This is a genomic window from Nonomuraea sp. NPDC004702, assembly GCF_053601695.1.
Map to the genome: position 1 here is coordinate 224,566 of NZ_JBSGCE010000004.1, position 13,480 is coordinate 238,045.

Annotated in this window: 11 protein-coding genes; 3 read left to right on the forward strand and 8 right to left on the reverse strand. The window is 72.2% G+C overall.

Annotation, left to right across the window (positions count from 1 at the left end; genetic code table 11):
• Window positions 1–28: 28 nt before the first annotated feature.
• From ACWEJ6_RS08000 to ACWEJ6_RS08010, 3 genes are all read right to left on the reverse strand, one after another.
• Window positions 29–202 carry a hypothetical protein gene (locus ACWEJ6_RS08000; RefSeq protein ID WP_352318817.1) on the reverse strand — a complete coding sequence of 58 codons (174 nt, stop codon included), beginning with the start codon at window positions 200–202 and terminating at the stop codon, window positions 29–31.
• 158 nt (window positions 203–360) lie between these two features.
• Window positions 361–2,133, reverse strand: coding sequence for a serine/threonine-protein kinase (locus ACWEJ6_RS08005; protein ID WP_452422282.1), 1,773 nt, complete (start codon window positions 2,131–2,133; stop codon window positions 361–363).
• Window positions 2,134–2,538: 405 nt separating this feature from the next.
• Window positions 2,539–2,859, reverse strand: a complete 321-nt coding sequence (locus ACWEJ6_RS08010; protein ID WP_358292272.1) for a hypothetical protein — start codon at window positions 2,857–2,859, stop codon at window positions 2,539–2,541.
• 195 nt (window positions 2,860–3,054) lie between these two features.
• Between ACWEJ6_RS08010 and ACWEJ6_RS08015 the strand changes: the two genes are divergently transcribed.
• Window positions 3,055–3,615: a GNAT family N-acetyltransferase gene (locus ACWEJ6_RS08015; protein ID WP_452422285.1), complete on the forward strand. Its 561-nt coding sequence runs from the start codon at window positions 3,055–3,057 to the stop codon at window positions 3,613–3,615.
• 105 nt (window positions 3,616–3,720) lie between these two features.
• Here the strand turns inward: ACWEJ6_RS08015 and ACWEJ6_RS08020 are convergent, their stop codons facing one another.
• A complete protein-coding gene (locus ACWEJ6_RS08020; protein ID WP_352352574.1) occupies window positions 3,721–4,854 on the reverse strand; it encodes an acyl-CoA dehydrogenase family protein in 1,134 nt (377 codons plus the stop codon).
• A complete protein-coding gene (locus tag ACWEJ6_RS08025) occupies window positions 4,851–8,333 on the reverse strand; it encodes an indolepyruvate ferredoxin oxidoreductase family protein (RefSeq protein ID WP_452422287.1) in 3,483 nt (1,160 codons plus the stop codon). The genes ACWEJ6_RS08020 and ACWEJ6_RS08025 overlap by 4 nt, the downstream gene beginning before the upstream one ends.
• Window positions 8,334–8,426: 93 nt before the next feature.
• Between ACWEJ6_RS08025 and ACWEJ6_RS08030 the strand changes: the two genes are divergently transcribed.
• Window positions 8,427–8,873 (forward strand): Lrp/AsnC family transcriptional regulator, encoded by a 447-nt coding sequence (locus ACWEJ6_RS08030; RefSeq protein WP_357979480.1) that lies wholly within the window; start codon window positions 8,427–8,429, stop codon window positions 8,871–8,873.
• Window positions 8,874–8,912: 39 nt separating this feature from the next.
• Here ACWEJ6_RS08030 and ACWEJ6_RS08035 read toward each other — a convergent pair whose 3' ends face one another.
• Both ACWEJ6_RS08035 and ACWEJ6_RS08040 read right to left on the reverse strand, forming a co-directional pair.
• The gene (locus tag ACWEJ6_RS08035; protein WP_452422289.1) at window positions 8,913–9,371 is read right to left on the reverse strand and encodes a GNAT family N-acetyltransferase; all 459 of its coding nucleotides are present in this window, start codon (window positions 9,369–9,371) and stop codon (window positions 8,913–8,915) included.
• 72 nt (window positions 9,372–9,443) lie between these two features.
• Window positions 9,444–10,430, reverse strand: a complete 987-nt coding sequence (locus ACWEJ6_RS08040) for a polysaccharide deacetylase family protein (RefSeq protein WP_452422291.1) — start codon at window positions 10,428–10,430, stop codon at window positions 9,444–9,446.
• A 253-nt stretch (window positions 10,431–10,683) separates the two neighbouring features.
• On the opposite strand from ACWEJ6_RS08040, the gene ACWEJ6_RS08045 reads away from it, so the two are divergent.
• A complete protein-coding gene (locus ACWEJ6_RS08045; RefSeq protein ID WP_387672717.1) occupies window positions 10,684–11,958 on the forward strand; it encodes a C39 family peptidase in 1,275 nt (424 codons plus the stop codon).
• Here ACWEJ6_RS08045 and ACWEJ6_RS08050 read toward each other — a convergent pair whose 3' ends face one another.
• Window positions 11,959–13,266 (reverse strand): FAD-binding oxidoreductase, encoded by a 1,308-nt coding sequence (locus tag ACWEJ6_RS08050; protein WP_452422293.1) that lies wholly within the window; start codon window positions 13,264–13,266, stop codon window positions 11,959–11,961.
• Between the last annotated feature and the right edge of the window lie 214 nt (window positions 13,267–13,480).

Below are 13,480 nucleotides of genomic sequence, written 5' to 3' on the forward strand. Positions count from 1 at the left end.
GGCTGTCATGGGAGATCGGGAGGAGGCGTCAGCAGTAGTCGAAGCTGCCGCAGCTGACCGTGCCGCTGGAGTCGTGGTAGCAGCAGGTCCGGCAGAACTTGCCCTGGCAGCACCAGTCGGTCCAGCACGCGGCCGAGGCGTTCGCCGAGGGGAGGAGTTTGTCGAGGAGGCGGTCTCCCAGCTGGTTGAGTGCGCGGATCATGGCAGCTCCTTGCGTGGGGATCTTTACGCGATCAACGTCGCCCAGCAAGAGACCGGAGTTAACGGAGAGATCGGCTGATACTGGAGATGGCTTTGAGCAGGAAGTGATCTTGACATTTCCGGACTGATCATTATCCGCACGTAGGCCGTCGGTTTCGTTCACTGCCCGTTCTGGTGGAGCAGGGGGCCCGAGTTCTTGAACGCCGCGCGCGAGGCGTCCTTGAGCCACTTGGCCGCGGCGGCCGCTCTGGTGAGGTTCGTGTGGACGGCGAGGGTGCGGATCACGTACCGGCCGCGCTGCCCGGTCCACGAGGACAGCTGCACGTCCCACCAGTTCGACGTGTAGCAGATTCCGGTCGACCCCGGACCGGTCTGAGGGCACCGGATGCCCCACTCCTGCGCGTAGGCGTCCTTGAGCCTCGCGTACGCGGCGCGGGCCCGGCCCGAGTCCTTCAGCGGGACGACCCAGACGGTCACCATGACGCGTCCCTTCGGGGCGCCCGAGCCGATGTAGACGCCCACGGCCATGTCGTCGCAGCGCGCCTTGCGCAGGGCGGACTTGACCCTGGCAACGGGCCACGGGCTCGGGCAGTCCTCCACCCCGGCCGCCTTACGGCTGAAACGCATCCCCATGGCACTCGTGAAGGACTGCGGGAGCAGGGCGTCGGCGGTGATCGGGGTCGGGTCCGTGCTCTCCTTGTCGAGGTCGGCGGGGGTGAACGGGTCCTCGCGCGGCTTTTCCGAAGCCGTCTGGGAAGGCGTCTGCGATGGTGTCCGGGAGGGCGCCGGCGTCCCTGAGGGGTTTGGCTGGGAGGAGCCGGCGGTGGAGGGCCGGCCGATCGACAGCACTCCCCGTACCGCGCCCTTGACCACCGCTCGTACGCCCACCACGACCAGCACCAGAGCGACCGCTCCGGCGCCGACTGCCAGGCCGACCCTCTTCGACCGGCCCCCGTCGCCGCCGGTTGGAGGCGGCGAAGGGACGTCCTGGCCAGGTGGCCCGTGCGGGTCCGCCGGGCCGGGAGGAAGGTTCTCCCGCGTCGGCGGATATACCCGGAGGGTGAGCCGTTCGGCCTCCGGGATGCCCGTCGTGGCGTGCGCCGCGGGAGGGGCAGGAGGGGCGGGAACGGCCGGCGGAGACTCGTCGCCGGTCAGGCGGCGTACCAGGGCCGCGGCGTCCGGCCGGGCGGCGGGCTCTTTGACCAGGCACGCCGCCAGCACCGGCCGCAGCTCCGGCGGCACGGACGACAGGTCGGGTTCGCGGGTCAGAATGGCGTGCATGATCGCCGCAAGGGTGTCTCCGCGGAAGGCCTGCTGCCCGGTGGCCGCGTAGACCATGGTGGCCGCCCAGCTGAACAGGTCGGCCGCCGGGGTGATCGGCGCTCCGCCGAACTGCTCCGGCGCCATGTAGACGGGGGTGCCCACCACGCTGTGCGTGGCCGTCTGGGCGGTCACCCTGGCGATCCCGAAGTCGATCACCACGGGCCCCTCCGGCCCCATGATCACATTGTGCGGCTTGAAATCGCGGTGGACGATGCCGGCCCGGTGGATGGCCGCCAGCGCGGTGAGCGTGGCCACCGCGAGCCGCTCCAGCCCGCTGCCCGATCGCGGCCCCTCGGTCCTGACCAGCAGATCGAGCGACGGCCCCGGAATGTGCTCGCTGACGATGTACGGCCTGCCGGCCACCAGGCCCGTGTCCAGCACCCGCGCCGTACAGAACGCGGCCACCCGGCGGGCCGCCTCGGCCTCGCGCAGGAATCGGCGGCGTGCGTTCTCGTCCGCCGCGGCATCGGCGTGCAGCACCTTGACCGCGACCTGCTCGCCGGACGGCCCCTGCCCCAGGAAGACCGTTCCCTGACCGCCTCGCCCCAGCACCCCGACCAGCCGATAGGGGCCGATCCGCGATAAGTCTTCCGGCGTGAGCGACTGCACGAGATCTCACCCTAGCGTTCGCCGGCAAGATCTCCTCAAAGTCACACACAGCGGGTCAAGTCACCCCCGCAAGGCGCGGGCGGAGGACCGGCGGAACGCTCGGCGCCGCCTGGCGGATCGGCCCGCCGGGTGAGCGGCACTCCGGCCGCTCCCGGCCGCCGCCGGACGGGCGGCGCTCACGATGCAGTCACCAGTCCCGGCGTTTCGCGGACTTCCGGACGGACTCCCCCACGCGCCCACGACGGTTCGGGCCACCGGTCTGAGCCGCCGGTCTGAGCCGCCGGCCTGAGCCGCCGGCCTGAGCCGCCGGCCTGAGCCGCCGGCCTGAGCCGCCGGCCTGAGCCGCCGGCCTGAGCCGCCGGCCTGAGCTGCCGGTCCGAGCTGCCGGTCCGAGCCGTCGGCCGGTCAGGAGGTCTGGAGCCGCCGGCAGCCTTGGCCACGGACCCACAGGCTGCCTTCGGCCCAGCCGGTGACGCAGCGGTAGACGGCCCGGTCTCTGGAATTGATGACGAAGTCGGACAGAGGCCCCCAATGGTCGGTGTCGCAGGCGCGGGCGAAGATGTCCGGCAGTTGCGCGTCCACCTCCTGACACGTGATGACCTCGCCCGCCCGCGCCACCGGCGCGTTGAGCGAAACCGCGGTGGCGGCCTGGGCTGTGGCGAGCGGAGCCATCGCCACGGCGCCGGCGGCGGCGAGGGCGGCCAGCGCGATCGGGATGCGTCGCATGATCGATTTCCCTTCGGGACGGGAGCGGCGGATGCCACCCAACCCCAACCCTAAGCATAGAGTGATTAATCAACTACTATCCGTTACGCCAGTAATCAGGGCCCAGCACCCGGCGCCCCGTTGCTCCTGCGGTGACCACCGAAGACCGGCCAAAAACTCGTGGACGTCCGTCGGACACCTTGCGACCATCGCACCGTGACAGATGAAGCCGATCGCCAGACGTCATTCCCCACCAGTCCGAAGCAGGTGCGCTTCGTCGAGTTGTCGAGCACCGCGATGTCCGCTCTGCTCGACGGGGATCTGGCCACAGCCAGCGATACGGCCGGGGTCGCTCTCACCGATTACTTCGTGACAGACAGAGCACGGTGGCTGTGGCGGATCCGGATCGACCAGATGGCCGCCGACCCGGACCACGCACCGTGGATGGCGCGGCAGGCGGTGACCGGGCCGGAAGGCGCCGTCATCGGCCATGCCGGATTTCACGGACCGCCCGACGAGGCGGGCATGGTGGAGATCGGCTACGCGGTCGCTCCAGAGTTCCGTCGCCAGGGGTACGGCCGAGCCATCCTGATCGAGTTGCTGCACCGGGCCGCGGCCGAACCGGCGGTCAAGACCGTACGGGCGACGATCAGCCCCGACAACGCGGCGTCCCTGGCCACGATCGCCGGCTTCGGCTTCGTCAAGGTCGGAGAGGACTGGGACGAAGAGGACGGCCACGGCCTCATCTTCGAAGCCCCCGCCAACCGCACCGGCTAGACGCGAGACACGGGAAAGGCCCCGTGATCACTGATGTCGATCACAGGGCCATTCCCGTTCGATCCACTTCGCCGACGGCGTCCGTCGGGATTGCGGTGCCAGGGGCTACTTGGCGAGTTGGCGGGCGATGACCAATCGCTGGATCTGGTTCGTGCCCTCGAAGATTTGCATGATCTTGGCTTCGCGCATGTAGCGCTCCACCCGGAACTCCCTGGTGTAGCCGTAGCCGCCGAACACCTGGACCGCGTCCGTCGTGACCTTCATGGCGGTGTCCGTGGCGACCAGTTTGGCCACGCTGGCCTGCCGGCTGTAGTCGAGGCCGGCGTCGCGGCGGCGGGCGGCGTCCAGGTACGTCGCCCGCGCGCTGTCCACCCCCGCCGCCATGTCGGCCAGCAGGAAGCCGAGGCCCTGGTGGTCGATGATGCGCTTGCCGAAGGTCTGCCGCTCCTTGGCGTAGGCGACGGCCTCGTCGAGGGCCGCCTGGGCCAGGCCGACGGCGCAGGCCGCGATGCCGAGCCGGCCGGAGTCGAGGGCGCTGAAGGCGATCTGCAGGCCCTGGCCCTCCTCGCCGATCAGCCGGTCGCCGTCGATGACGGCGCCGTCCCAGTGGGCGCTGGTGGTCGGCACGGCGTGCAGGCCCATCTTCTCCTCGGGGCGGCCGAACGTGAGCCCTTCGGCCGCGCCGGGCGCGAGGAAGCAGGAGATGCGCTCGCCGGTGCGGGCGAACAGGGCGTAGAAGTCGGCGATGCCGCCATGGGTGATCCAGGCCTTGTTGCCGGTGATGCGGTAGTCGCCGCTCTCGGTGCGCTCGGCCCGGCAGGTGAGCGCGCCCGCGTCCGAGCCCGCCTGCGGCTCCGACAGGCTGTAGCCGCCGACGATCCGTCCGGCCAGCATGTCGGGCAGCCAGCGTTCGCGCTGCTCGGGGGTGCCGTACGCGGCCACGGGGAAGCAGGCCAGCGTGTGCACGCTCGTCGCCACCGCGACCGCCGCCCAGCGGGCCGCCAGCTCCTCGATCACCTGGAGGTACACCTCGTACGGCTGCCCGCCCCCGCCGAACTCCTCGGGGTAGGGCAGGCCGAGCAGTCCGGCCGCGCCGAGGGTGGCGAACAGCCCCTCCGGGTACGTCTCCGCGCGCTCGTGCTCGTCGACCCGGCGCGCGAGCTCCTTGTCGGCGATGTCGCGGGTCAGCTCGATCAGGTCTTTGGCGTCCTGGTCGGGGAGCAGGCGGTCAACGGTCACGACGACTCCTTGGGTGCGGCTTCGGCGAGGCGGGCCAGGGCGGCCGCGGCCCGCTCACGGAACTCGGCGACGCGGGCGAGCTTGATGTCCTCGTACCCGCGGATCGACTCGGGAAGGCCGGCGATCTCGGCGACGGCGTCGATCGTGCCGGGGGTCAGCCGGGCGAGGGCGGCACGCATGAGATCACGATATTCGGTGATCAGTTCCCTTTCGACCCGGCGGACCTCGGCCTGGCCGAACACGTCGAGGGCCGTCCCGCGCAGCACGCGCGCGGCCCGCAGGCCGCGGAACAGCACCGGCGCGGAGCGGCGCAGCCGGATCTTGCGCTTCATGCCCATCGCGCGCAGCAGCGGCGGGTGCAGCATCACGGACACGACCGCGTCGGCGCCGTACTCGCGCTCGCGCCTGGCCTGCTCCTCGGGATCGAGGTGCAGCCGGGCGACCTCGTACTCGTCCTTGTAGGCCATGAGCTTGTGCAGGGAGCGGGCGTAGGCGAGCCCGACGCGCGCGCCGGCCTCCTCCCCCGCCCGCCTGGCCGCCTCGGCGGTCACGCGCCTGACGTCGGTCTCGTACGTACGGGCGTAGGTCTGGTTCTGGTAACCGGTCAGGTCCGCCACCCGCAGGGCCAGCGTCTCCTCCAGGCCGGGCGCGGGCCGCTCGGCGGGCTCGGCGAGCGCGGCCCGGCGTACCGCCTCACGGTCGGCGACGGCGGCCCGGCCCCAGCGGAAGGCCGCGAGGTTCTTCTCGACGGCGGCCTTGTTGAGCCTGATCGCCGCCTCGATCGAGGCGGCCGAGACGGGCAGGCAGCCGTGCTGGTACGCCGCGCCGACCAGCAGCATGTTGGCCGGCATGTGGTCGCCGAACAGCGCCTCGGACAGCTCGTGGGCGTCGAGGTACAGGTTGTCCGCGCCCTCCGTGGCGGACTCCAGCCTGACCACCGCGTCGGCCGAGGAGCCGGGCACGGTCGCCCGACCGGTGACCATGGCGGCGGTGGGCACGATGGAGGTGTTCACCACGGCGACCGTCCGGCCGGGCGCGGCGACGGCGAGGTTGGCGTCGGCGGCGACCCCGAGCAGGTCGAACCCGATCAGCACGTCGGCCGTGCCGCGCGAGGCGCGCACCGAGCCGTCCACCGGCCGCTTGGCGATGCGCACGTCGCTGACGACCGGGCCGCCCTTCTGCGCGAGGCCGGTCTGCTCGATGCCGGCGGCGTGCAGGCCGTCGAGGTGGGCGGCCATCTGCAGGATCTGCGAGACCGTGACGACGCCGGTGCCGCCGATGCCGGGCATCCGGATCAGCGTCTCGGCGTCGCCGTCGAGCCTGACGACCGGCTCCGGCAGCCGCACGGGCAGCGGCGGCAGCTCGCGCGGCGCCTTGGTGCCGGGCTCGACCAGCAGGAACGACGGGCAGTCGCCCTTGAGGCAGCTCAGGTCGGAGTTGCACGACGGCTGGTGGATGCGCGTCTTGCGGCCGTACTCGGTCTCGACGGGCTGGACGGACAGGCACGTCGAGACGTCGCCGCAGTCGCCGCAGCCCTCGCAGACGCGCTCGTTGACCACGACCTTCGCCGTCGGGGTGGGCAGCTTGCCGCGCTTGCGCAGCCGCCGCTCCTCGGCCGCGCACTTGTCGTCGTGCAGCAGGACGGTCACGCCGTCGAGGGCGGCCAGCTCGCGCTCGACGTCGGCGAGGTCGTCGCGGTGCCGCACGGAGGCGATCGGCGCGAGCCGCACCCCGCGGTACGTCTCCGGCTCCGGCGTGGTGATGACGATCCTGCGCACGCCCTCCTCGGCCAGCGAGCGCGTGAGCGCGGGCACGTCGAGCCGCCCTTCGGCGCGCTGGCCGCCGGTCATGGCGACGGCGTCGTTGTAGAGCAGTTTGTAGGTCATCGTCACCCCGGCCGCCACCGCGGCCCGCACGGCCAGGGAGCCGGAGTGGTGGAAGGTGCCGTCGCCGAGGTTCTGCACGAAGTGCCGGTCCCGGGTGAACGGCGCGAGCCCGATCCACTGGGCGCCCTCGCCGCCCATCTGGGTGATGCCGATCTGGGTGCCGCGGCCGTGCCCGTCGAGGGCGATCATGGCGTGGCAGCCGATGCCGACGCCGACCAGCGTGTCGTCGGACGTGCGGGTGGAGGAGTTGTGCGGGCAGCCCGAGCAGAAGTACGGCGTGCGCGCGGCGACCATCGGCAGCAGGCGGCGCGCGGCGGACGCGGGCCGGGCCAGGTGGACCGTCCCGCGCGGGAGCCGGTCGGGGCCGAGGCAGGCGGCCAGCGCCTTGGCGACGTCCTCGGCGCCGAGGGTGCCGCGGGCGGTCAGCAGGTCCCGCCCCGACACGACGGGGGCGCGCTCGCCGCCGTAGAGGGCCTGCTTGAGCTGCCCTTCCAGGAACGGCACCTTGTCCTCGACCACCAGCACCCGGTCGAGGTCGGAGGTCATGGCGGCCAGGTCGGCCTCGGCCAGCGGGAAGGGCATGCCCAGCCGGATCAGGCGCAGCCCGAGGTCCTCGGTGGCGCTCTCGTCCAGGCCGAGGTCGGCCAGGGCGCGCAGGACCACGGCGTACGTGGTGCCGGAGGCCAGGACGCCGAGGGTGGCGCGGGGGGCGTCGCGCATGACGCGGTTGAGCCCGTGCCTGCGGCCGTAGTCGCGGGCCAGCTCCAGCCTGCGGGTGAGCAGGTCGTACTCGGCGTCCAGGGCGGAGGGGCCGACCAGGATCGGCGACTTGCCGCGGTCGGCGTGGTCAGGGGTGGGGATGTCGTACGGCGCGCCCAGCTCGACGGTGGCCGAGGCGTCGGCGATGTCGGCGACGATCTTCAGGCCCGTCCACAGGCCGGTGGCGCGGGACAGGGCGACCGCGTGCAGGCCGAACTCGATGATCTCGGCCACCGAGCCGGGCGCGAGCAGCGGCATCGACAGGCTCTGGCACATCGGCTCGCACGAGCTGGGCACGGTGGAGGACTTGCAGCCGGGGTCGTCGCCGATCCAGGCCACCGCGCCGCCCAGCGCGGCGGTGCCGGCCATGTTGCCGTGCCTGATGGCGTCGGCGGCGCGGTCGAGGCCGGGGTTCTTGCCGTACCAGAAGGCGGTGACGCCGTCGTGGCTGCGGCCGGGGACCTGGCCGAGGAGCTGCGTGCCGGCCACGGCCGTCGCGGCCAGCTCCTCGTTGAGTCCGGGCTGGAAGACGACGCCGGCCTCGTCCAGGAAGCGGGCCGCGCGGCCCATCTCCAGGTCCAGGCCGCCCAGCGGGGAGCCCTGGTAGCCGGAGACGAAGGCCCTGGTGTTCAGGCCGCGGTCCCGGTCCAGGCGCCGCTGTTCGAGGGTCAGCCGGACGAGGGCCTGGATGCCGGAGATCAGCACCCGGCCGTCCGGCGCGGCGTACTTGTCGTCGAGCGACACGGTCGCGCTGTTCACGCTCACGCGAACCTCCTGGCGGGCAATGCGTATGTGGGGTTTCCCAGCACAGCAACGGAGAGCTACTGTGCGCAAGTATCAGACGTGAAACCACAACGAAGACGCAAATAATGTGAGCTGGGCGATTCTGGCGCAGAAGAACTTTGCGTCACCAAGGAGGATTCTCACATGCCGGACATCGACGACATCGACCATCAGGTGCTCCGGCTGCTGCGCGAGGACGGCCGCCGCACCTTCTCCGAGATGGCCGAGCAGGTCGGGCTGTCGGTGGCGGCGGTCAAGCGGCGGGTCGACCGGCTCAGGGAGATCGGGGTGATCACCGGGTTCACCGTCCAGATCGACTACGCCAAGCTCGGCTGGGGCATCGAGGCGTTCACCGAGCTGCGGTACCCGGGGACCACGCCGGTGGGCGAGATCGTCCGCACGGCGACGGACGTGCCCGAGGTGCAGGCCGTCTTCACCATCGCCGGCGACCCCGACGCCCTCATCCACGTACGGGTGCGCGACCTCGGGCACCTCCAGCAGGTCATCGACCGGCTACGCCGGGCCGGCAACGTCACCGGCACCAAATCCCTGCTGGTCCTGGGCTCCTGGACGCGCGACGCCCTCACCTGACGACCCGGCCGTCCGCTCGCGGCGCGCGTCGCCGGAGGGTCAGTTCACCCAGGCGTACTCCAGCTCGGGCAGCTCGAACCCCTGCTGGAAACGGCACATCCGCTCGTCGGTGCGGCGTGCGCCGTGCCGTTCGTAGAAGCCGATGGCCCGGGTGTTCGCCCTGAGCACCTCCAGGTAGACCTCCCGGCCGGGATGCTCGTCCGCCGCCCAGGCCAGTCCGTGCCGCAACAGGCGCGATCCGGCGCCGGAGCCCGTGCTCCCGGGCCGCACGTGCAGGTTGTCGAGCAGGATCCGGCCGTCCGGGGCCGGCAGCAGGTAGGCGAAGCCGAGCAGCTTCCCCTCGTCGTCGTGGCCGACGAACAGGCCCGCCCCCCGGACGGGCGGGTCCAGCCGCTCCCGCCAGAGCGCGAGCCGGTCGTCGTCCAGGGGGCCGTTCAGGAAACCGTCGGGCATGATGCCCGCGTAGGCCGTACGCCAGCTCTCCACGTGCAACGCCACGATCGGGGAAATGTCGTCAATTGTCCCGTTCCTTATCAGCATGGCGGAGAGCATTCCATACCGGGACGGGCCTCACCCCACCCGGCAGGAGACCGCGGGCCAGCTCCAGTCACCGTTGTGCTGGACGGTGAACCCGAAGGTGTTGCCGTTGCCGTTCGGCCGCATCGTCATGACGTTGCCGGTGCCGTCCCAGGTCGGGGTGCCGTTCCAAGTGGCGATGATCTTCTGCGGGCTGCGCACGGTGACGGTGACGATCCAGGAGTTCGTGCCGGAGACCGCGACCGACAGGTTGAAGCGGTCGGCCCACTGCTGGCCCGCGGACACGGTCGCCGTGCAGGCGCCGCCGCCGGGCGGCGGGGACGAGGGCGGGGTGGTCGGGCCGCTCCCGTCGGGCGCGACGGCCCGGCCGGTCGCCGGCGAGATCATGCCCGCGCACATGTTGCGGGCGCGCAGGTTCGCGGCGATCTGCGGGATCGCGGCGATGGTCGTCGCGTAGTTGTCGTGCATCAGGATGACCTGGCCGTTCTGCAGCCGGCCGGCGGCCTGGACGATCTGGGCGGTGCTCGCGCCGTTCCAGTCCTGGGAGTCGACGTCCCAGATGATCTCGGTGAGGCCGAGTTGCTGCTCGACCCACCGGAGAGTGGCGTTGGTCTCCCCGTACGGCGGCCTGAACAGCCTCGGCGCGGCGCCGGTGGCCTGCTGGATCGCCTGCTGGGTGCGTTGCAGCTCGGACTGCATCTGGGCGGCGCTCAGCTGCGTCAGGTGCGGGTGGGTCCAGCTGTGGTTGCCGATCCACATGCCCGCGTTCTGCTGGGCGCGGACGAGGGCCTGGTTGTTCTGCGCGTTCTGGCCGACGTTGAACATCGTGGCCCGCAGGCCGTTGGCGGTCAGCGCGTTGAGCAGGCTGGAGGTGGTGGCGGGGTTGGGGCCGTCGTCGTAGGTGAGGCCGACGTAGCCGCCACTGCAGTCGGCGGCGTTCGAGGGGGTGGTGGCCCAGGTCAGCGCGAGGCCCGCGGCGAACGTGCACGCGGCGCCGAGGATGAGCAACTTCCTGATCATGGTCTGCCTCCAAGGCGTGCGGCGGTACGGGGAGCTCGATCGCGAGTCTGATGACCATGCCGAAACATGTCAATCCATCACAGAAACTTTCGCCATCGCGTACCGAACAACACCAGGACGAGCTGCGGCGATCGGGAGAGAAAGTTTCGGCGCTCGGAAAGCTTCATGGCCCATACGTAGATTTCCCGATGTTTTGCCCGCCGGATGTCCCTACTGTCGGGCCCATCCGAAGCCTTCCGAGCAAGGTGGGTTCATGCGCGCGCTGACCGTCCTCCTGTCCGGACTCCTGCTGGCCACCACCCTCCAACCGCCCGCCGTCGCCGCCGTCGCCGGGAAGGACGCCGCCGGGACGAAGCCGGGCCCCGTCGTGCCCGACGTCGTCTACCAGCGGGCCGACTTCGCCACCGGCACCGGCGAGGGCACGTCCGCCGCCGACGGGCTGTCGTTCGCCTCGGCCGCCGGCACCACCTCCTACACCGACGCCCTGGGCACCAGGACGTGGGAGTACGCCCGCTGGACCGGCCCCGAGCGCACGGTCGGCTTCCCCGCCACCCAGCTGATCGCCTCCTGGACGGCCGACGTGCCCCAGGGCAGCTGGCTGCAGGTCGAGGCCAGGGCCAGGAACACCGCCGGGCTGAGCAAGTGGTACGTCCTCGGCCGCTGGTCCTACGCGGAGGGCGACATCCTGCGCACCTCCGTGGCCGGCCAGGGCGACGCGGACGCGTCCGTCGCCGTGGACACGCTGGTGGCGGCGTCCGGGCGGCAACTGTCGGCGTACCAGCTCCGCCTGACCCTCTACCGCAGTCCGGGCTCGGCCGTGACGCCGCGGGTGCGCACGTTCGGCGCGATGGCCTCGAACGTGCCCGACCGCAAGACCGTCCCGGTCAGCCCCGGCGGCGGGGCGTGGGGCGTCGAGCTGAACGTCCCGCGCCGCTCCCAGAACGTGCACGCGGGCCACTACCCCGAGTGGGACGGCGGCGGCGAGGCGTGGTGCAGCCCGACCTCGACCACGATGGTGCTCGGCTACTGGGACACGTGGCCGAGCGCGCAGGACACCTCCTGGGTGGACCCGTCCGACCCGAACCCCGAGGTGGACCACGCGGCCCGCTACACCTACGACCACGCCTACCAGGGCGCCGGCAACTGGCCGTTCAACACCGCCTACGCCGGCCGCTACGGCCTGGACGGCTTCGTCACCCGCCTGCGCACCCTGACCGAGCTGGAGCGGCTGATCAAGGCGGGCATCCCGGTGATCACCTCGCAGTCGTTCAAGAAGGGCGAGCTGCCCGGCGCCGGTTACGGCACCGACGGCCACCTCATGGTGATCGTCGGCTTCACCGCGACGGGCGACGTGATCGCCAACGACCCGGCCTCGCCCAGCAACGACGCCGTCCGCCACGTCTATCCGCGCGCCGACTTCGAGAACGTGTGGCTGCGCAGTTCGAGCAGCGGCGGCGTCGCCTACGTCATCCGCCCGCCGGGCCACGCCCTGCCCGCCACGACGCCGGGCCTGCCCGCCAACTGGTGATCAGTCCAGCACCGGGTAGTTGGCGCGGAACACGCCCTGCGGGTCGCGCGACCGCTTGATCTCGCGCAGCCGGGCGAGCGCCGGCTCGGGGAACGCCTGAGCCGCCCGCTCACCCGGCGACAGGAACGTGTACGGCTTGCGCCCGCTCACCCGGTCGCCCAGGGCGGCGACGACCGCGTCCTGCTTGGCCCGTACGGCCTGGCCCAGCTCGGGGCTGATCCCGGCCCCGAGCAGGTAGAGCAGGTACGGCTCGGCCAGCGCTCCCCCGGCGCCGCCGCCCGGCCGGGTCAGCGCCCCGCCCAGGTGCCTGACCTGCATGGCGACCAGCGGCCCGACCGGCTCGGCCAGCAGGATCTCCACGGCGCCGGCGTCCAGCCCGGTCAGCAGCTCGGTGCGGGCCACCGCGGGCGCCGGGTCCGTCGGCTCGGCGGTGATCGCGCCGAGGTCGGCCGTGGCCATGGCGGACCGGGTGTCGCTCAGCACGCCGTCGATCTTGGCGAGCCGGCCCAGCAGGTCCTCGGCCTCGGCCGCCTCGCCCAGGTGGGCCAGGTCCACGGTCACCATCGGAGGCGCCTTGGGGAACTGGACCCGGTTCACCCACAACGACAGCTCGGGCGGCGCGTCGGCGGTCAGTTCGCGGAAGGCCGCGAACACCTCGGCCTCCTTCGCGCCGGGCCACATGAGGCGGCCGCCGTACAGGGCGCGCTCGGCGTACAGGTCGAACTCGACGGCGGTGACCAGCGCGAAGTCGCCGCCGCCGCCGCGCAGCGCCCAGAACAGGTCGGGGTCGCTCTCCCCGGTCACCCGCGCGGGCCGGCCCTCGGCGTCCACGACGTCGAAGGCGCGCACGCTGTCGGCCGCCCAGCCGTACCTGCGGCCGAACCAGCTCAGGCCGCCGCCGAGGGTGTAGCCGGTGACGGTGACGGCGGGGTTGCTGCCGGCGAGCCCGGTCAGGCCGTGCCTGCCCGCCTCGGCCTGCACCGCGCCCCAGGTCACGCCCGCCCCCGCGCGGGCGCGCCGCTCGGCCGGGTGGATCTCCAGCTCGTCCAGCCGGTTGGTGCGCAGCAGGATCACGCCGTCGGCGGTGCCGCTCGCGCCGTGGCCGCGCGGCTGGGCGGAGACGGTCAGCCCCTCCTCGCGGGCATGGCGGACCAGGGCGGCCACGTCGGCGGCGTCGGCCGCCTCGACCACGGCGGCCACCGGCTGGGCCACGGTCAGGTTCCACGCCCTGGCCGCCGCCTCGAAACCCTCGTCGCCGGGCAGCCACACGCGTCCCTCGACCGCGGTGCGCAGCTTGTCGTACGTCATCGTCCACTCCTTCATGAAGACTCACCTCCTTGACGACGCGAGCCCGGGAAAGGTGACCGACCGCCGGAAAGATCGCCCCGGGGACATGCCGGCGGGCCCCGTCGCGCTCGTGCGCCGGGGCCCCGCACCATGTCCTGACGGGCTTAGGATGCCGCCATGGTCGCCCCCCGTCGTCGCCCAGCCGCCTGTATGACGACCCGGCGCGACGAAAGGT

Bases quoted from the DNA above. Each gene is read 5' to 3' on its own strand.
- ACWEJ6_RS08030 (WP_357979480.1), top strand. From the start codon at position 8,427: ATGCCGGACATCGACGACATCGACCATCAGGTGCTCCGGCTGCTGCGC.
- ACWEJ6_RS08000 (WP_352318817.1), bottom strand. From the start codon at position 202: ATGATCCGCGCACTCAACCAGCTGGGAGACCGCCTCCTCGACAAACTC.
- ACWEJ6_RS08045 (WP_387672717.1), top strand. From the start codon at position 10,684: ATGCGCGCGCTGACCGTCCTCCTGTCCGGACTCCTGCTGGCCACCACC.
- ACWEJ6_RS08010 (WP_358292272.1), bottom strand. From the start codon at position 2,859: ATGCGACGCATCCCGATCGCGCTGGCCGCCCTCGCCGCCGCCGGCGCC.
- ACWEJ6_RS08050 (WP_452422293.1), bottom strand. From the start codon at position 13,266: ATGACGTACGACAAGCTGCGCACCGCGGTCGAGGGACGCGTGTGGCTG.
- ACWEJ6_RS08040 (WP_452422291.1), bottom strand. From the start codon at position 10,430: ATGATCAGGAAGTTGCTCATCCTCGGCGCCGCGTGCACGTTCGCCGCG.